Consider the following 17,542-nt stretch of genomic DNA (forward strand, 5'->3'; position numbering starts at 1 on the left):
GATATAGTGGGAGAAACAGTTTTAGGTAATAGATATGAAATTATTAAAAAAATAGGCGATGGAGGTATGGCTTTTGTATATGAAGCTAGAGATAAGCTTTTAAACAGAACTGTAGCCATAAAGGTTTTAAGACCGGAGTTTGTGGATGATGAAGAATTTTTAACTAAATTTAAAAGAGAAGCCGAAGCCGTTGCAAGTCTTTCTCATCCTAATATTGTAAATGTATATGATGTAGGAGAAGATGGAAAAGTTCATTACATAGTAATGGAGCTAATAGAAGGACAAAACTTAAAAGATATAATAAAAAATGAAGGTACTTTAGATGAATATACAGCATTAGATATAGCTAAGCAAATAGCAAAGGCATTAGGTGCGGCACACAGAAAGGGGATTATACATAGAGATATAAAACCTCATAACATACTTATATCTAATGAAGGTAGAATTGTTAAAGTTGCTGACTTTGGTATAGCTAAGGCTGTATCGAGTTCAACTATAACAAGTACTGGAAGTGTAATAGGTTCTGTGCACTATTTTTCTCCAGAACAAGCTAAAGGTAAATTCGTTTCAAACACAACCGACTTATATTCTTTAGGCATAGTTCTATACGAAATGATAATAGGAAGAGTTCCTTTTACGGGAGAAAGTCCTATATCTATAGCACTTCAACATATAAATGAAGAGATAGAGTTTACTCAAGAAGAAAAAGTTGCTATCCCTCAAAGTGTTAGGAATATAATAAAGAAACTGACTTCAAAGTCTAGTGATGATAGATATCAAGGTGCAGATGAATTAATAGAAGATATCGAGTATATAGAAAAAAATATAGATTTAGATTTTATAAAAGAATATGATAATTATGCTACTCAAAAAATAGATGAAGCTGAGTTAAATAAAGCTTTAAAATTAGCAGAAACTAAACCGCAAAATATATATGAAGATGATGAAGTAGAAGAAGAACTAGACAATGTAGTTCCTACTAAATCTTCTTCAAGAAAAAATAAGAAAAAGAATAAAAAGAGGATAATCCTAAAAGTAAAAAAGATGGAAAATAGCAGCTATAGTCTTAACTTTGGTGCTTATAACACAAATCGCAGTTATAGCTAAAATTGCTTTAGGATTTAAAAATAAGGATACAGCAGAAGGAACTGCTCCGAATTTAATAAATATGGCACTTGATGAAGCACAAAAGAAAGCTGATGATTTGGGATTAAATGTAAGGGTTAGTATAGAAGAATATAGTGATAATGTTGAGAAAAATCATGTAATATCACAAACTCCAAATGCTGGAACTCCAGTTAATCCAGGAGATACAATTACTGTAACTATAAGTAAGGGTCAAAGTCAAACATCTATACCGAGTGTTGTAGGTAAAACGTTAGGAGAAGCTGGAAATATTTTAAAAGAAAATAAATTGCAATTAGGAAATGTAAAATATGTAGATAGTAATGAGGCTAAAGATATAGTTGTAGCTCAAAATCCAAACTCTGGAAATATAAAGCCAGGAGATAAGGTAAATGTAGAAGTTAGTAAAGGACCTCAACAAAAGCCAGAACCTAAACCTGAAGAGCCAACAGAACCAGAGCAACCAACAGAACCAGAAAAACCAACAGAACCAGAAAAACCAACTGACCCAGGTACAGGAGGATCTGGGAATGAAGGAGGAACAACTGATCCAGGAACAGGAGATCAAGGATCAGGAGATCAGGGAACAGGAGGATCAGGAACAGGAGACGGGAGTTCCGGATCAGGAAATCAAGGATCCGGAGATGGATCAACACCTGCACCCCAAGCTACAAATCATCAAGATGCGAGTAATGGAACAAAACACTAGTAGTTTAAATTAAACATGTAATAAATAATAATTATAAAAAGTCCAATGATTAATAATTATTGGACTTTTTTGTAATATTTATGTAAATTAATATAGATAATATTAATTATAAGTTTAACTAAATTTTATAGGAGGAATTAAATGATAGAAGGAATTATTACAAAAGGTATTGGGGGATTTTATTATATAGACACAAATCAAGGGGTATACGAATGTAGAGCTAGAGGTATATTCAGAAAAGAAAAAATTACTCCTTTAGTAGGAGATAATGTAAAAATAAACATAATTGATGAGGAAAATAAAAAAGGTGTACTTGAAGAAATAGAGGATAGAGATACAGAATTAGTAAGACCTCCAATAGCTAATGTAAATAAAGCGATAATTGTATTTGCTATAAAAATCCAAATCCAAATTTATCATTACTAGATAGATTTATAGTTTTAGCAGAAAGAGAATCTTTAGATATTGTTATAGTACTTACAAAGGCTGATTTAGCTACAGATGAAGAACTAAACAAATTAAAAAGTATATATGAAACGAGTGGTTATAAAGTAATACCCGTTAGTAATGAAGCTAAAATAAATATAGATAAGGTAAAAGAGGAATTAAAAGGCAATATAGTTGTATTTGCGGGTCCTTCTGGAGTAGGAAAATCAACTTTATTAAATAATATAGATAGTAAATTTCAACTGCAAACAGGTGAAGTTAGTGATAAAATAAAAAGAGGAAAACATACAACAAGACATGCAGAGCTTTTAAAGCTAGAATGTGGAGGTATGGTAGCAGATACTCCTGGATTTAGTTCATTAACTTTAGATGATATAGAAGAAGATGAATTAAAGGAATACTTCATAGAATTTGATGAGTTTTCAGATGGATGCAAATTCGGAGGAAGATGTATGCATGAAAATGAGCCTATATGTGGAGTTAAAGAAGGGGTAAATGAAAGTAAAATAGCTAAAGAAAGATATGAAAGCTACTTACAATTGCTAAAAGAAAAGAGACAATCAAAGAGGAGGTATTAAAGATGATAAAGATGGCACCGTCAATTTTATCAGCAGATTTTGCAAGGTTATTAGAGGATGTTAAGAAAGTGGAAAGAGCAGGTTGTGAATATTTACATATAGATGTTATGGATGGACATTTTGTTCCAAATATAACTTTAGGTCCAGCTATTGTTAAATCATTAAGAAAAGATGTAAATATGGTATTTGATGCTCATTTAATGATAGAGAATCCAGATAACTACATAAAGGATTTTGTAGATGCTGGATGTGATATGATAGTAGTTCATGAAGAGGCTTGTACTCATTTACATAGAACTATACAAAATATTAAATCATTTAATGTTAAAGCTGGTGTTGCATTAAACCCAGCAACTCCTATAGAGAATATTAAATATATACTAAATGATATAGACATGGTACTTATAATGACAGTTAATCCAGGGTTTGGGGGACAATCATTTATAGGAACTATGGTAGATAAAATAAAAGAGTTAAAAACATTAATAGATGAAAAAGGATTAGATGTAGATATACAAGTTGATGGAGGAATAAAACCTTCAAACGTGAGCGAAGTTGTAAAAGCAGGAGCTAATGTTATAGTAGCAGGCTCAGCTATATTTAATAGTGATGATATAGAAGCTACTGTTAAAGAGTTCAGGTTAAATGCATCTAAGTAAGAGGATATTATGAAAGCGTGTATTTTATTAAACGGTAAAATAGAAGATTTAAACTTTTTAAAAAAGACAATTGATAAAGAAAATTACGATTATATAATCTGTGCAGATGGAGGAGCTAATTTTTATATAAAATAGAAGTAGTTCCGGATTATATATTAGGAGATTTAGATTCTTTAGAATTAAAAGTTAAAAACTACTTCAAAGAAAAAGGTGTGGATTTTAAAAAATTCCCTGAAAGAAAAAACGAAACAGATACTCAATTATGTATACATTTAGCTAAAGGATTAGGGGTTGTTGATATAGACCTTCTAGGGGCATTAGGAGGGCGTATAGACCATACTATTGCTAATATAAACCTTATGTATTATATAAAAAATTAGGGTTAAATCCTGTAATAAAAAACAATAAAGAAGATTTACATATGATAGAAAGTGAGTATATCGATATATTCGGTAAAAAAGGAGATACGATATCTGTTATACCTGTTAATGGAGATACGACAGGTATAACTCTGGAAGGTCTTGAATACCCACTTAAAGATGCAACTATAGAATATGGAGATCCGATAGGTGTATCAAATGTAATGGAAAGTGATAAATGTAGAATAACTGTCGAGAAAGGAACTTTGTTGATAGTTAAAAATATAGAGCCAGTATAGTTTAAGCTATGCTGGCTCTATATTTTTAATAAAATATCGTATAGCTTGGCCTATTTTTAGTAATTTGTATTAAAGAAAAGAAATCATGAATATGATATTGTAGGAAGTTATTTATAGGAGGGAATAGTTTGAGGAATCAATACAGAAATTTACTTGGAATTTTATGCTTAGCAACGGGATTAACTGTAATTTTAGCGTTGATACTTCCAAATTGGATGTGGATGATACTACTAGCTATTGTCCTTATAGGGTGTGGAGTAATGTTATTTATGTAAAATAAATATTATTTTTAAGGGGGATATTGGAATGAAGGTAATAACTGTTAAATGTCCAAAATTTTTATCCAAGATAATAGTTTTTTTTATGAGAAAAAATAGTCTTGAGACAAAAAAATAAAAGCCTACTGCGTGTAGGCTTTTTTACTAAAACTAAGCTCTTTCAACTTTTCCAGAACGTAAACATCTAGTACAAACTTTTATTCTCTTTGGAGTACCATCTATTATCGCTCTAACGTTTCTTAAGTTAGCAGACCAAGTTCTTCTGCTATGTTTATTTGAGTGGCTCACTTGGTTTCCTGAAACTTTACCTTTACCACATACGTTACATACCTTTGCCATTTTACGTACACCTCCTTAAATGATAACTATAACACTGAAAACACAGTTTATATTAACATAAATCTCTAAAAAATGCAATAGAAATATATATTTGTCTTACACATATTGAAGAAATTCTTGTTATCATATAAAATTATATATATAATTCTATATAAAGTAAATATTAAAGTTAAAAATAAAATTAAAAATAATTTTAGGGGGTCAAACCATGAGCGCTAAAATAAACAACGAATTTGGAACAATAGAAATAGACAAGCATGTTATAGCACAAATAGTATATCAATCTGCTATGGAAAGTTATGGATTAGTAGGACTAGCATATAAGACAAAAGGCATAGTTGAACTATTAAAAGGAGAAAATGCTACTAAAGGTGTTAGCGTACAAGAACTAGAAGACGGCAGTATAGCTATAGAGCTTTACGTAATAATGCAATATGGAACAAATATATCAACTGTTGCAAATAACATAATAGATAAAGTAAAATATACAATTGAGAAAATAACTGCGTTAAAAGTAAGTAAAATAGATGTTAATGTTCAAGGTATACGAGTTAAGTAATTTAGGAGGAAAAATATGATTCAATATATTGATGGGAAAAATTTAAGAGACATGTTTGTCTCTGGTGCAAATAATCTTCAAAACAGTAAAGATTATGTAGATAAACTGAACGTGTTCCCAGTTCCAGATGGAGACACAGGTACAAATATGTCTCTTACGATATCTTATGCTATGAAAGAATTATCAAAAGTTAGTGATGATGATATAACTAATATAGGTAAGTCTTTAGCAAAAGGGTCTTTAATGGGAGCTAGAGGAAACTCAGGTGTTATATTATCTCAAATAATAAGAGGGGTTACAAAATCTATAGAAGGAAAAGAAAAACTAAGTTCTATGGATTTAGCTCAAGCATTTAAAAATGGATCAGATACAGCGTATAAGGCTGTTATAAGACCAATAGAAGGGACTATATTAACAGTAGTTAGAGAAAATGGAGAGTACGCTATCAAAGCTGCTAAAAAAGAGCAAGATATCCTGAAATTTTTAGAGTTAGTTATAAAAGAAGCTAACGAGTCTTTAGATAGGACTCCGGATTTACTTAAAAACTTAAAAGATGCTGGAGTTGTTGATTCAGGTGGTAAAGGATTAGTACTTATATATGAAGGTATGTATGAAGCATTAAAAGGTAATATGATTACAGCTAATGGATCTGGATCTTCAAATTCCTCTTCAGTAGAAGTTGCACAAGGTGAAATAAACACTGATGATATAAAGTTTGCCTATTGCACAGAATTTATATTAGAAAGCAATAAAGTAACTTATGACAAAATCAGAGATATAATGCTAGATTATGGAGACAGTTTAGCGGTAGTTGGAGATGAAGGGTTAATAAAAGTTCATGTTCATACTAATGAACCTGGAGCAGTACTTCAAGAGGCTTTAAAATATGGACAATTAGTTACTATAAAAATAGAGAACATGAAAGTTCAGCATGAAAATATTTTAGTTGAAAATCAGACAGCAGTATCAGAAGAACCTGCTAAGGAATACGGGTTTATAGCTACATCAATGGGTAGTGGATTGGCAGATATATTTAAAGACTTTGGAGTTGACTACATAATAGAAGGTGGGCAAACAATGAATCCTAGTACAGAGGATTTCATGAAAGCTATAGAGTCTATAAATGCAGAAAATATTATAATACTCCCAAACAATAGTAATATAATAATGGCTGCAAACCAAGCTAAAGCATTAAGTGACAAAAACATAATAGTTATACCAAGTAAAAACGTACCACAAGGATTTACTTCTCTTGTAAGTTTTAATGCTGATGCAAGTGTTGAAGAAAATGAAGCTACAATGGTAGAAGCTTTATCAATGGTAAAATCAGGGCAAGTTACTTATGCAGTTAGAGATACTGTTATGAATGATATAGAAGTAAAAGAAGGAAACTTCATAGGAATAGGTGAAGGAAAGCTATTATCGGCAGGAGAAAAGAAAGAAGATATAACTTTAGGATTAATAGAAAAATTAGTAGACGAAGACAGCGCAATTATAACTTTATTCTATGGAGAAGAAGTAACTGAAGAAGAAGCTAACGAGTTTAAATCGATATTAGAAGAAAAATACGAAGATATAGATATAGAACTTTATTATGGCGGCCAGCCAATATACTATTATTTAATATCTGTTGAATAATATTTCAGAAATCCTGTATAATCTTACTATTAGGTAAGTTAAATTATACAGGATTTTTTTAGGGTGATAAATATGAATAATTTAAATAAAGAAATTAAATATGTAAAAGGAATTGGTCCCAAACGTGCTAATAAACTAAGTAAATTAGGTATATTTACTGTATCTGACTTGCTTTTTTATTTTCCGAGACAATATGAAGATAGAAATAATCTAAGAAAAATATTTGAACTAAAAGATGAAGAAAAAGTAACTATAAGAGCTATTGTAAGTAGTATAGAGACGTCTAATGTTAGAAAGGGTCTAGTGATAACTAAAGTAGGAGTAAGGGATGAAACGGGTTTCGCTAGATTAGTATTTTTTAACCAAGAGTATATAAGTTCTACTTTGAAAAAAGGAGATACTGTATTTGTATTTGGAAAGGTTAAGAAAACTTCTTATGGAATTGAGATGAGTTCTTGTGAAGTTGAACAAATGAGCAACAATCCTAAAAATACATGTGGAATAATGCCTATATACCCATTGACCTATGGATTAACAAATAAAGAGCTTATAAACATAGTAAAAACTGTTTTTAGTAATGAGCAAATTTATATTAAGGAATACCTTCCAAATAAAATTATACAAAAGTATAAACTTTGCAGTATTGATTTTGCAGTTAAAAATATACATTCGCCGACTAATAAAGAAAGTTTAAAAGTAGCACTATACAGATTAGTATTTGAAGAATTTTTAATGCTTCAGCTAGGGCTATTTCTATTCAAAAATGGTGTTACTGAAAAATGTGGTGTTAAGTTCGAAAAAGAGCAAAATCTTGTTAAAATCTTAAACTCTTTACCATTTAAACTCACAAATGCGCAAAATCGAGCATTAAATGAAATTATTGATGATATGAACTGTGAAAAAGTAATGAATAGATTGGTTCAAGGAGATGTAGGAAGTGGTAAAACAGTAGTAGCACTTTTAGCATTGGCAAATTGTGTTTTAAATGGCTATCAAGGGGCTTTGATGGCACCTACTGAGATATTAGCAGAACAACACTTTATATCTTTAAATGAAACGCTATCACCGTTTGGAATTAATGTAGGATTACTGGTAGGTAGTTTAACGAAAAAACAAAAAGAGAATGTATTACAAAGAGTAAAAGAGAATGAAATTGATATTTTAATTGGAACGCATGCGCTTATAGAAGATAAGGTGGAGTTTAACAACTTAGGAATAGTAATAACCGACGAACAACATAGATTTGGAGTTAGACAAAGAAATAAACTTTCTGAAAAAGGATATAATCCTGATATTTTGGTTATGACAGCTACTCCAATTCCTAGAACTTTAGCCTTAATCTTGTATGGAGATTTAGATATATCTATAATTGATGAACTTCCACCAGGAAGACAACCTATTGAAACTTTAGCTGTGTATAAGGATAAGAGGGAAAAAGCGTATAATAGTTTAGTAAGGTCTGAAGTTCAAAAGGGTAGACAAGTTTATATAGTATGCCCTTTGGTAGAAGAAAGTGAAGCTATAGAGGCTAAGGCTGCTGTAGATTTAGTAGAGGAGCTAAAGAGTGAATTTTTTAGTGACTTGAGATTAGGTCTTTTGCATGGTAAAATGAAACCTAGTGAAAAAGATGAAACAATGAAAAAATTTAAGAACAAAGAATTAGATATACTAGTATCGACAACTGTTATTGAAGTTGGAGTAAATGTACCTAATGCAACCCTTATGATAATTGAAAATGCAGAACGATTTGGATTAGCTCAACTACATCAGTTAAGAGGTAGAGTTGGTAGAGGAAGTCATAAGTCTTATTGTATATTGATCTATTCGTCTAAATCAGAAGTGTGCTCTCAAAGAATGTCCATCATGGAAGAAACAACAGATGGATTTAAAATCTCAGAAAAAGACCTTGAGATTAGGGGTCCAGGTGAGTTCTTTGGAACAAGACAACATGGGTTGCCAGAGCTAAAAGTAGCTAATATATTTAAGCATATGAAAATATTGAAAATAGCTCAACAAGAGGCTAGATATATAATAAGTGAAGATCCAAAACTTAATAATTATGAAAATGAAAAAATAAAAAAAGAAATATTGAAGAAATTTGAAAATAGATTGGAAGAAATATCATTAAATTAGGAAATAATTTGTGATAAAATAAAATGGAAGGAGAAATTATATTGAGAGTAATTTCAGGAAAAGCCAGAGGACTAAAATTAAATACACCTAAAAGTGAAGATGTTAGACCAACTACTGATAGAGTTAAAGAATCTTTATTTAATATAATTAACCCATACATAATGGATGGAGATATTTTAGATTTATTTGCAGGTACAGGGTCTCTAGGTATAGAGTGTTTATCAAGAGGTGCTAACAAATGTGTATTTGTAGATTTAAATAGAAGTAGTATTGATATAGTAAAAAGTAATATAAAAAAAGCTAGGGTAGAAGAAAACAGTGAAGTCATGAATGTTGATTTTAAGTCGGCAATTGAAAGAGTTAAAAATAATTCGTACAAGTTTGATGTTATATTTATGGACCCTCCATATTACAAAGATATGTTCCAAGATGCATTAGAGAGAATTGATAAGTCAAACATACTAAAAGAAGATGGTATTATAGTTGTTGAACATGATACAAAACAAGAATTTCCAGAGAATGTGGGGAACCTAGTTAAAAACAGAAATAAAAAATATGGAAACACTACGCTTACATTTTATAGTATGGAGGATTAATAATGGAAAATACAGTTAGAAAAGCTATATTTGCAGGAAGCTTTGACCCCATAACAAATGGGCACTTAGACATAATAGAAAGAGCTTCTAAATTATTCGATGAATTACAAATAGGGGTACTTTATAATCCGAATAAAAAGGGACTATTTACATTTGAAGAAAGAGTTAAGTTAATAAAAGAATGCACAAACCATATTTCTAATATAAAAATAGTTAGTTTTGATGGGCTTTTAGTCAACTATTGTGAAAAAAATGGTATCCAGACTCTAGTAAGAGGTATAAGAAATGGAGCGGATGTAGAGTATGAACTTCAAATGGCTCATATGAATAAAGAATTAAATCCAAATATAGAGACTGTAATATTACCTACGACTACTAAGTATTCATACATAAGTTCATCTCTTATAAAAGAAGTATTAAATTTTGATGCAAATATAGAGAATTTAGTGCCTAAGGTGATTTTAGAAGAATTAAAAAGAAAAACTAATAGGGGGAAATAACATGAATATAGATTTAGAAATAATGGAACTATTAGAGGAGTTAGAAAGTGCTATAAATAATGCAAGTTCAATTCCTTTTTCGCATAAATCAGGAATAGACAAAGAAGAAGTTTTAAGTATTATATCAGATATAAAAGTTATACTTCCAGAAGAAGTTAAACAAGCTGTATGGATAAATAAAGAAAGACAAAAAATACTTAACAATGCAAACCAAGATGCAGAAATTTTAATAGAACAAGCAAAAAAAGAAGCTATCCAAATAATTGAAAAAGCAAATAAAGAAAGTGAAGATATGAAAAAAAATTCCGAAGAAATAATAAAATCATATATAGACTCAGATGGTTTAGTAGTTGAAGCCGAAGAAAAAGCTAAGTCTATAGTGGAGAAAGCAGAATATATGGCTAAAGAAATTAAAATAGGGTCTATAAGATATGCAGATGATGTTTTAGAGGGATTACAATACAATCTTCAAAGTATAATGGATGAAATATCAACAAATAGAAGTGAACTAAGTGAATAAAAAATAGCTGACTCAAAATGCGATTGAGTCAGCTGTTTTTTATTTTTTTAAAAATCATAAAAGAAGAAATAAAATAAATTATTACTATTAAAGGTAAAATTATATGATAGTTATTTATGTATAAGCTCCAAATTGAGCTATTATAAAATACATTAGATGTAGTAGATAGTTTTATAAATAAATTACTAGAATTTATTAATGGATAAAATGCAAAAGTGAAAACGGCTGCGAATACTCCGTGTAAAAATTTAGAAATTATATATGTACCTGTATTTATATCTGTTTGAGCTAAAAAACTACAACATTGAGCTAATATAGAAAGACCACTAAATGCTATTATGAAGCTACATAATGAAGCTCGTATTATTTCAGGTATATTAGATACGCTAGATATTTGATTACATCCAATTGTTATTTCAAATAAACCACTTATAAAAGAAGAACATAAATCAAGAGAAAATCCAAATATAGATAATGGAATGTAAATTATGTAAGAAATCAAATTTATAAACTTAAATATAGATAAAACTTTAAATACAACTGAAAATACTATGACGAATCCGCCAACCATAAGTATTGTATTTACCCCACTGAAGACAGCATCTCCAAATAAAACAAAAATCCTTTATTTTCTTTTTTCTAAATTCCATAATTTTTTTACTTCAAATTTAAAATTGAAGTTATCGTTACTTATGCTTTCTTTGCCATAATTTTTAAACAATATTCCAACAGTTAAAGAACCTAAGTAATGGCAAAGTAACATTAAATATCCTAATGAAGGGTTGTTAAACATTCCGATGGAAACTGCGCCGACTATAAAAAGTGGACCAGAGGTCGAGCAAAATGAAACTAGCCTCTGAGCTTCAAATTTAGAAATTTCATTGTTTTGTCTAAGTTCGGAGGCTAGTTTTGCACCAACTGGATATCCTGACACTGTAGATATGGCAAAACCAAAGAACTTTTACCAGACACATTAAAAAGTTTTTTTGTAACAGGATTGATTATTAACCCTAAAACATCTACAAATTTAAGTCTAACTATCAAATTGGCAGCTATTATAAATGGCAACAAGGATGGTATCAATGTGTCTACCCATATTGAAAAGCCATTTTTAGCTGCTAAAATAGAATCTTTAGGAAATAAAATAATACCTAGTATAAGTAACATAACTATTAAAGATGGAGTTAAAAATTTTATAATCTTTACTTTTTTCAAAACATCACCTACTTTAATATACTCTTTAATAAGTATATTAAAAGTGATTATGAACTATGATAAAATTCATTTGTTTTGAGGAGTTAAACATTTGAATTACTTCATATAGCAAAAATAACTTTGAAACTAATAAAACTACCTAAGAAAGGTAGGTTTTTATTAGTTACTTTACGTATTTAGGTGATATATAATAATCCATAGGACCTTTAAGTGAAGATTTTTTGTTTTTATAATAAGGAATATTATACATGTTCGTAGCTTTTATATCGTATTTGATTAGTGTTTTGAAAGTTTCATTTTCAGCAAAATTTATATCTGAAAATTTATTTACAATTTTTATATCAGAGTTTAATTTTATTTGTTTTATTATCTCTCTCCCTTTATCGTTAAAGGCTAAAATCCTAACATAAGGCATTTCATTTATATCTTTTACTAACGCCATATCTTTCTTTGATATTCCAAGTAATATATTATTCAATATTCTTTTTATTTTAGTTAATGTGTATCTTTTTGATTTAACGCTTTGTTGAAGTTCGTATAAGTTATTACATGTGAAAATTGATTTGTATATTTTATTTTCTATACCTTCATTAACATCGAAATAGCTGCTTAATATATCAAAATCTCGTATAACTAATTCTCTTATAGTATCAAAATAAACTTCATCAAACATAGGATTAAATCCTGTATTTATAGAATCAGATATTAGATTGAAAGTTTTTTTTGGAACAACTGAGTATATGTCATTTATATTTCTTGAATCTTTAAGTGATTTTCTAATTGCGGTAGCAGAACAAATTTCACTACTAATATCTTCAGAGTTATAAGATGCCTGTATTCTAGTTATTGTAAAAGGCTTTATGTCGCTTTCATGTCTCAATAAACTTTTTATGTATTCCATTCCTAGGATATTATTAGAAGAATTTAATATTGTATTTAAATTTTGTTTATCTAGATTATCTATAACATTATTTGTAATTAAATAATCACACAAAGCTTTGCTTCTCGCTGTAGCAAATAAAATTCCTTCATCTAGGTTTTTCTTTAAACGCAATTTAAAATCATCAGGTTCAGAAACTAATACTTTTGATATCTCAGTTAGTAAATCTATGTCACCTTCCTCGCTACCAAAACATATAGAATCTATACAATTTAACGAGTTTAGGAGAGTTACCGCTCCATGAGCAAAAATTTCTGCACTTTGGCACGCGAAAAGAGTAGGAAGCTCTACAACTAAATCTACTCCGTTTGAAACTGCAATTTCAGCTCTTTTATATTTATCAAATAGAGCCGGCTCTCCTCTTTGTAAAAAATTGCCGCTCATCACCGCTATACTATGGGTGGCGTTTGTTTTTCTAAAGATTCTTTTAAATGATATAAGTGACCATTATGAAATGGATTGTACTCGACTATAAGACCTAAAATATTCATAAAAACCTCCTTTTATACTAAATATATACAAAAACAAAGGATTTATTGTTTATATATAGAATTATTTATTGTTTGCTTTTTATAAAAATAAGTTATATCCTATTATAATATTAAACAAAATTGAGAACAATAATTCTTGAGTTAAATATAAATAACTTAAAAAATATCATAAACTATGTACTTTTATGAAAAAAAATGGTATAGTAAATAGTGATAAATTTGTTTAATGTATACAAGTAATGATATCGATTTTTAAAATTGTTAATTAAAAATAATTACATATTATTGTTAAAGATTTAAGGAGGTATACTAATGAAAGTATTAGTATTAAACTGTGGTAGTTCTTCATTAAAATATCAATTAATAGATATGTCAAATGAAGAAGTTTTATGTATAGGATTAGTTGAGAGAATAGGAATCGAAGGTTCTATATTAAAGCAAGAAAAAGATGGAGTAGAAGGTAAGCTTGTAGTAGAGCAACCAATGAAAAATCACCAAGATGCTATAAAATTAGTATTAGAAGGTGTAGTTGATCCTAAATTCGGTGGAGTTAAGGATATAAGCGAAGTTGAAGCTGTAGGACACAGAGTTGTACACGGTGGAGAGAAATTTGCTAGTTCAGTTAAAATAAATGATGAAGTTATGAAAGCATTAGAAGAGTGTGTTGAATTAGCACCACTTCATAACCCAGCTAACATAATGGGAATAGAAGCTTGTGAAGCTATACTTCCAGGAGTACCAATGGTTGGAGTATTCGATACTGCATTCCATCAAACTATGCCTAAGAAGTCATACTTATATGGATTACCTCATGAATTATACACTAAGTATGGAGTAAGAAGATACGGATTCCACGGAACTTCTCACAAGTATGTATCTCAAAGAGCTGCAGAAATGTTAGGAAAGAACGTAGAAGACTTAAAAATAATAACTTGTCACTTAGGAAACGGAGCTTCTGTAGCTGCTGTTGATGGTGGTAAATGTGTAGATACTTCAATGGGATTCACTCCATTAGAAGGATTAATAATGGGAACTAGATGTGGAGATATAGATGCTGCTATATTACCATTCTTAATGGAAAAAGAAGGATTAGACGCTAAAGGATTATCTGACTTAATGAACAAACAATCTGGGGTATACGGAATGACTGGTATATCAAGTGACTTCAGAGATATAGAAGGAGCTGCTGCAAAGGGAGATGAAAAAGCTCAAGTTGCATTAGATGCTTACGTTCAAAGAGTTCAAAAATATATAGGAGCTTACGCTGCAGAAATGAACGGTGTAGATGCTGTAGTATTTACTGCTGGTGTTGGTGAAAATGGTATAGAAATAAGAGAATCTATAGCTTCTAACATGGAATTCTTAGGAATGAACTTAGATAAAGAAGCTAACAAAGTTAGAGGAAAAGAAACAGTAATATCTACTGCAGATTCAAAAGTTAAGATATTATTAGTTCCAACTAACGAAGAGTTAATGATAGCAAGAGATACTGTTGCATTAGTAAAATAATTGCAATTGGATATAATATAATTAAGGTAGGTTAAAACCTACCTTAATTTTTGCCAAGAAATAAATTAACTATCAAGTAAAAATACTTGACAAACAAAGCTTATATTTGTATAATAAATTTGGCAATAAATTGAGGTGAACTTAATGAAGATTAGTTTAGATAAGATTATAAGAAGAGAAACTGATAATTTACACTTGAATTTTTGCGAAAAAATTGATAGTATTAATTATTGTGATAATACTTATAAATTAACTTCTCCACTTAATTTAAACGGAAAAATAAGTAAAACTAATAAAGGTTTATTCTTAGATTGCGATGTTGAATTTAATATAGTTGACAATTGCGCTAGATGTTTAAGTGAAGTAGAAGTAAAATTAAGTTATCCTATTCAAGGATTTTTAGTTAAACAAGAAGTGGATGAAAATGAAGTAGAAGAATTTGATGTTTATACTTATAAAAATGATGAAGTTGATTTCATAGATTTAATAGAACAAACATTAGATTTTAATCTGCCTCAAAGAGTTCTTTGTGATGAAGATTGTAAAGGCCTATGCCCTACTTGTGGGACAAACTTAAATAAAGAAGTTTGTTCTTGTGATGAAACTGCGAACGACGAGGAGACAATAGATCCCCGTTTTGCTAAATTAAAAGAAATGTTTAAAAATGACTAAGGAGGTGGCGTAAATGGCAGTACCAAAGCGTAAAACATCTAAATCAAATACAAAAATGAGAAGAGCAGCTAACTCAAAGATGGTAGCAACTGGATTCGTAAGTTGCCCACAATGTCATGAGCCAAAGTTACCACATAGAGTATGTCCAGATTGTGGATATTATAAAGGTAAAGAAGTTGTTTCTAAGTAATACTTCTAAAAAACATGTAGAATACTCTACATGTTTTTTTTTGCTTAAATATGAAAAAATTGTGATAATATTTAAGTGTACGCAAAAATTATAAATAAAAAATAAATAAGTAGTTGATTATTTATAATTAATATTATATACTACTATTAGTAGTTGGTACTAATTCCAACTATAAAAACTTGGAGGTAATATGAAAAAGAAGAGCAAAGCACAAAGACAAGAAGAACTTGTTGGAATGCTAAAAGACGATCCTTTTTATACAGATGAAGAATTAGCAAGCATCTTTGATGTAAGTATACAAACCATAAGACTTGATAGACTTGCATTAAATATCCCTGAACTTAGGGAAAGAGTTAAACAAATAGCTGAAACTGAAACATCTAAAGTTAAAACTTTAGGTATAAAAGAGATAACAGGAGAGATAATTGACTTATCTGTAGGTCAATTAGGCATATCCATGTTGGATATTACCGAAGATATGATCTACTCCAAAACGGGAACTCTTAAGGATGAATATATATTTTCAATGGCTAATTCATTAGCTATGGCGATTTTAGATGCGCCTAAGGTAATAATGAGATTTGCTAATATAAAAACGCTAAAACATATACAACAAAAAGATAGGCTTATAGCAAAAGCTGAGATTTATAAAAACATAGATAAAAAACATTATGTAAAAGTTGTTGTTAATAATAAAGCGCAAGAGCAAATTTTTAGAGGAAAATTTATATTTGAAGAGTTAGTTTAGGAGGAGAATAATATGAAAATTGTAATTGATGGAATGGGCGGAGATAACGCACCAAAGTCTAATGTAGAAGGTGTAGTTAACGCTATAAAAGAATATGGTGTAGATATAATAATCACTGGAGATAAAGAAATATTAGAAAATGAATTTGCAAAGCATGAATTTGACAAAAGTAAATTAGAAATAGTTCATACTACTGAAATTATAGAGAATGAAGATAAACCAGTTAAAGCAATAAGATCTAAAAAAGATTCGTCAATGGTTGTAGCTTTAAGAATGGTAAAAGAAAATAAAGCAGATGCAATAGTATCAGCGGGAAATACAGGAGCATTATTAGCAGGTGGTTTATTTGTAGTAGGTAGAATAAAAGGAATAGATAGACCTTGTTTATGCCCAGCTATACCAAATGTAAAAGGTGGAATGACACTTATTGCAGATGGAGGAGCTAATGCAGATTGTAAGCCAATAAACTTAGTTGAATTTGCAGGTATGAGTAATATTTATGCAAGCAAAGTATTAGGAATCGAAAACCCTAGAGTTGCTCTTGCGAATGTAGGAATAGAAGAAGGCAAGGGAAATGACTTAGCAAAGAAATCATATGAAGAACTTAAAAAATTAAATTTAAACTTCATTGGAAATATAGAAGCAAGAGAATTAATAAACTCATATACAGATATAGTTGTGTGTGATGGATTTACAGGAAATATTTTATTAAAATCAGCAGAAGGTATTGCGATGTCAATATTAGGCCTTTTAAAGGAAACTTTCCTAGCTAGTACAAAAGGTAAATTAGGAGCAATGCTGTTAAAAGACGATTTAAGAAAATTAAAAACTATGATGGATTACTCAGAATATGGAGGAGCGCCTCTTTTAGGTGTTAATGGAGGAGTTATAAAAGCTCATGGAAGTTCTGATGCAAAAGCAATAAAAAATGCTATAAACCAAGCAATAAAATTTGCAAAGGGAGATGTAGTCGAAGATATTAAAGAATTTATAAAGACTATAGAAGAAAATAGCGAAGAAGAATAGAAAAGTACCACT

22 protein-coding genes and 2 pseudogenes are annotated in these 17,542 nt (G+C 29.7%); 20 read left to right on the plus strand and 4 right to left on the minus strand.

The window, feature by feature from the left end; all coding sequences use genetic code 11:
* The first annotated feature begins 6 nt into the window (after positions 1 to 6).
* The 8 genes and pseudogenes from LEQ07_RS19960 (at position 7) to LEQ07_RS00745 (ending at position 4,451) form a co-directional block, all read left to right on the plus strand.
* Positions 7 to 1,107 carry a protein kinase domain-containing protein gene (locus tag LEQ07_RS19960; protein WP_317851976.1) on the plus strand — a complete coding sequence of 367 codons (1,101 nt, stop codon included), beginning with the start codon at positions 7 to 9 and terminating at the stop codon, positions 1,105 to 1,107.
* Positions 1,076 to 1,834 carry a PASTA domain-containing protein gene (locus tag LEQ07_RS19965; RefSeq protein ID WP_317851977.1) on the plus strand — a complete coding sequence of 253 codons (759 nt, stop codon included), beginning with the start codon at positions 1,076 to 1,078 and terminating at the stop codon, positions 1,832 to 1,834. The genes LEQ07_RS19960 and LEQ07_RS19965 overlap by 32 nt, the downstream gene beginning before the upstream one ends.
* A gap of 141 nt (positions 1,835 to 1,975) precedes the next feature.
* Positions 1,976 to 2,859: pseudogene (gene rsgA, locus LEQ07_RS00720) on the plus strand (ribosome small subunit-dependent GTPase A).
* 2 nt (positions 2,860 to 2,861) lie between these two features.
* A complete protein-coding gene (gene rpe / locus LEQ07_RS00725; RefSeq protein ID WP_046821540.1) occupies positions 2,862 to 3,518 on the plus strand; it encodes a ribulose-phosphate 3-epimerase in 657 nt (218 codons plus the stop codon).
* 9 nt (positions 3,519 to 3,527) lie between these two features.
* Positions 3,528 to 3,653, plus strand: a complete 126-nt coding sequence (locus tag LEQ07_RS00730) for a hypothetical protein (protein ID WP_263329181.1) — start codon at positions 3,528 to 3,530, stop codon at positions 3,651 to 3,653.
* Between the two features lie 17 nt (positions 3,654 to 3,670).
* A complete protein-coding gene (locus tag LEQ07_RS00735) occupies positions 3,671 to 3,898 on the plus strand; it encodes a thiamine diphosphokinase (protein ID WP_263329244.1) in 228 nt (75 codons plus the stop codon).
* A gap of 41 nt (positions 3,899 to 3,939) precedes the next feature.
* Positions 3,940 to 4,176, plus strand: a complete 237-nt coding sequence (locus LEQ07_RS00740) for a hypothetical protein (protein ID WP_263329182.1) — start codon at positions 3,940 to 3,942, stop codon at positions 4,174 to 4,176.
* A gap of 128 nt (positions 4,177 to 4,304) precedes the next feature.
* On the plus strand, positions 4,305 to 4,451 hold the full coding sequence (locus LEQ07_RS00745; protein ID WP_021430102.1) for a hypothetical protein: 147 nt from the start codon (positions 4,305 to 4,307) through the stop codon (positions 4,449 to 4,451).
* 153 nt (positions 4,452 to 4,604) lie between these two features.
* Here the strand turns inward: LEQ07_RS00745 and rpmB are convergent, their stop codons facing one another.
* The gene (rpmB, locus tag LEQ07_RS00750) at positions 4,605 to 4,793 is read right to left on the minus strand and encodes a 50S ribosomal protein L28 (protein WP_021122933.1); all 189 of its coding nucleotides are present in this window, start codon (positions 4,791 to 4,793) and stop codon (positions 4,605 to 4,607) included.
* Positions 4,794 to 5,001: 208 nt separating this feature from the next.
* Here rpmB and LEQ07_RS00755 point away from each other — a divergent pair, with 208 nt between their 5' ends.
* The 6 genes from LEQ07_RS00755 (at position 5,002) to LEQ07_RS00780 (ending at position 10,739) form a co-directional block, all read left to right on the plus strand.
* Positions 5,002 to 5,352: an Asp23/Gls24 family envelope stress response protein gene (locus LEQ07_RS00755; protein WP_046821542.1), complete on the plus strand. Its 351-nt coding sequence runs from the start codon at positions 5,002 to 5,004 to the stop codon at positions 5,350 to 5,352.
* 15 nt (positions 5,353 to 5,367) lie between these two features.
* Positions 5,368 to 6,990: a DAK2 domain-containing protein gene (locus tag LEQ07_RS00760; protein WP_263329184.1), complete on the plus strand. Its 1,623-nt coding sequence runs from the start codon at positions 5,368 to 5,370 to the stop codon at positions 6,988 to 6,990.
* 72 nt (positions 6,991 to 7,062) lie between these two features.
* Positions 7,063 to 9,123: an ATP-dependent DNA helicase RecG gene (recG, locus tag LEQ07_RS00765; protein ID WP_046821544.1), complete on the plus strand. Its 2,061-nt coding sequence runs from the start codon at positions 7,063 to 7,065 to the stop codon at positions 9,121 to 9,123.
* A 41-nt stretch (positions 9,124 to 9,164) separates the two neighbouring features.
* Positions 9,165 to 9,719 (plus strand): 16S rRNA (guanine(966)-N(2))-methyltransferase RsmD, encoded by a 555-nt coding sequence (rsmD, locus tag LEQ07_RS00770; protein WP_021430067.1) that lies wholly within the window; start codon positions 9,165 to 9,167, stop codon positions 9,717 to 9,719.
* A gap of 2 nt (positions 9,720 to 9,721) precedes the next feature.
* On the plus strand, positions 9,722 to 10,219 hold the full coding sequence (gene coaD / locus LEQ07_RS00775; protein ID WP_021433837.1) for a pantetheine-phosphate adenylyltransferase: 498 nt from the start codon (positions 9,722 to 9,724) through the stop codon (positions 10,217 to 10,219).
* A gap of 1 nt (position 10,220) precedes the next feature.
* On the plus strand, positions 10,221 to 10,739 hold the full coding sequence (locus LEQ07_RS00780; RefSeq protein ID WP_021430105.1) for a hypothetical protein: 519 nt from the start codon (positions 10,221 to 10,223) through the stop codon (positions 10,737 to 10,739).
* Positions 10,740 to 10,767: 28 nt separating this feature from the next.
* Here the strand turns inward: LEQ07_RS00780 and LEQ07_RS00785 are convergent, their stop codons facing one another.
* Entirely contained in the window at positions 10,768 to 11,310 is a 543-nt protein-coding gene (locus LEQ07_RS00785) for a hypothetical protein (protein ID WP_263329186.1), read from the minus strand.
* A gap of 54 nt (positions 11,311 to 11,364) precedes the next feature.
* Positions 11,365 to 11,673 (minus strand): hypothetical protein, encoded by a 309-nt coding sequence (locus LEQ07_RS00790; RefSeq protein ID WP_263329187.1) that lies wholly within the window; start codon positions 11,671 to 11,673, stop codon positions 11,365 to 11,367.
* A gap of 150 nt (positions 11,674 to 11,823) precedes the next feature.
* Here LEQ07_RS00790 and LEQ07_RS00795 point away from each other — a divergent pair, with 150 nt between their 5' ends.
* A complete protein-coding gene (locus LEQ07_RS00795; RefSeq protein ID WP_263329188.1) occupies positions 11,824 to 12,033 on the plus strand; it encodes a hypothetical protein in 210 nt (69 codons plus the stop codon).
* 84 nt (positions 12,034 to 12,117) lie between these two features.
* Here LEQ07_RS00795 and LEQ07_RS00800 read toward each other — a convergent pair.
* Positions 12,118 to 13,385 (minus strand): annotated as a pseudogene (locus LEQ07_RS00800) (nucleotidyltransferase).
* 312 nt (positions 13,386 to 13,697) lie between these two features.
* Between LEQ07_RS00800 and LEQ07_RS00810 the strand changes: the two are divergent.
* From LEQ07_RS00810 to plsX, 5 genes are all read left to right on the plus strand, one after another.
* Complete coding sequence (locus LEQ07_RS00810) at positions 13,698 to 14,894, plus strand: acetate/propionate family kinase (protein ID WP_046821547.1); 1,197 nt, start codon at positions 13,698 to 13,700, stop codon at positions 14,892 to 14,894.
* Between the two features lie 144 nt (positions 14,895 to 15,038).
* On the plus strand, positions 15,039 to 15,566 hold the full coding sequence (locus LEQ07_RS00815; protein ID WP_052951929.1) for a YceD family protein: 528 nt from the start codon (positions 15,039 to 15,041) through the stop codon (positions 15,564 to 15,566).
* Between the two features lie 13 nt (positions 15,567 to 15,579).
* Positions 15,580 to 15,756 carry a 50S ribosomal protein L32 gene (rpmF, locus tag LEQ07_RS00820; RefSeq protein ID WP_021430121.1) on the plus strand — a complete coding sequence of 59 codons (177 nt, stop codon included), beginning with the start codon at positions 15,580 to 15,582 and terminating at the stop codon, positions 15,754 to 15,756.
* A 190-nt stretch (positions 15,757 to 15,946) separates the two neighbouring features.
* Complete coding sequence (gene fapR / locus LEQ07_RS00825) at positions 15,947 to 16,504, plus strand: transcription factor FapR (RefSeq protein WP_021430034.1); 558 nt, start codon at positions 15,947 to 15,949, stop codon at positions 16,502 to 16,504.
* Between the two features lie 12 nt (positions 16,505 to 16,516).
* The gene (gene plsX, locus LEQ07_RS00830) at positions 16,517 to 17,530 is read left to right on the plus strand and encodes a phosphate acyltransferase PlsX (protein WP_046821548.1); all 1,014 of its coding nucleotides are present in this window, start codon (positions 16,517 to 16,519) and stop codon (positions 17,528 to 17,530) included.
* Positions 17,531 to 17,542 lie beyond the last annotated feature (12 nt).

Source organism: Paraclostridium sp. AKS73, from assembly GCF_025671395.1.
In the GTDB taxonomy this organism is placed as follows: domain Bacteria; phylum Bacillota; class Clostridia; order Peptostreptococcales; family Peptostreptococcaceae; genus Paraclostridium; species Paraclostridium benzoelyticum.

What these genes read in the sequence shown, in the direction of transcription:
- LEQ07_RS00730 (WP_263329181.1), top strand. Translation starts at nt 3,528, where the DNA reads ATGAAAGCGTGTATTTTATTAAACGGTAAAATAGAAGATTTAAACTTT.
- recG (WP_046821544.1), top strand. Translation starts at nt 7,063, where the DNA reads ATGAATAATTTAAATAAAGAAATTAAATATGTAAAAGGAATTGGTCCC.
- rpe (WP_046821540.1), top strand. Translation starts at nt 2,862, where the DNA reads ATGATAAAGATGGCACCGTCAATTTTATCAGCAGATTTTGCAAGGTTA.
- plsX (WP_046821548.1), top strand. Translation starts at nt 16,517, where the DNA reads ATGAAAATTGTAATTGATGGAATGGGCGGAGATAACGCACCAAAGTCT.
- coaD (WP_021433837.1), top strand. Translation starts at nt 9,722, where the DNA reads ATGGAAAATACAGTTAGAAAAGCTATATTTGCAGGAAGCTTTGACCCC.
- LEQ07_RS00810 (WP_046821547.1), top strand. Translation starts at nt 13,698, where the DNA reads ATGAAAGTATTAGTATTAAACTGTGGTAGTTCTTCATTAAAATATCAA.
- fapR (WP_021430034.1), top strand. Translation starts at nt 15,947, where the DNA reads ATGAAAAAGAAGAGCAAAGCACAAAGACAAGAAGAACTTGTTGGAATG.
- rpmB (WP_021122933.1), bottom strand. Translation starts at nt 4,793, where the DNA reads ATGGCAAAGGTATGTAACGTATGTGGTAAAGGTAAAGTTTCAGGAAAC.
- LEQ07_RS00755 (WP_046821542.1), top strand. Translation starts at nt 5,002, where the DNA reads ATGAGCGCTAAAATAAACAACGAATTTGGAACAATAGAAATAGACAAG.
- LEQ07_RS00760 (WP_263329184.1), top strand. Translation starts at nt 5,368, where the DNA reads ATGATTCAATATATTGATGGGAAAAATTTAAGAGACATGTTTGTCTCT.
- rpmF (WP_021430121.1), top strand. Translation starts at nt 15,580, where the DNA reads ATGGCAGTACCAAAGCGTAAAACATCTAAATCAAATACAAAAATGAGA.
- LEQ07_RS00785 (WP_263329186.1), bottom strand. Translation starts at nt 11,310, where the DNA reads ATGGTTGGCGGATTCGTCATAGTATTTTCAGTTGTATTTAAAGTTTTA.
- LEQ07_RS00815 (WP_052951929.1), top strand. Translation starts at nt 15,039, where the DNA reads ATGAAGATTAGTTTAGATAAGATTATAAGAAGAGAAACTGATAATTTA.
- LEQ07_RS00740 (WP_263329182.1), top strand. Translation starts at nt 3,940, where the DNA reads ATGATAGAAAGTGAGTATATCGATATATTCGGTAAAAAAGGAGATACG.
- LEQ07_RS00780 (WP_021430105.1), top strand. Translation starts at nt 10,221, where the DNA reads ATGAATATAGATTTAGAAATAATGGAACTATTAGAGGAGTTAGAAAGT.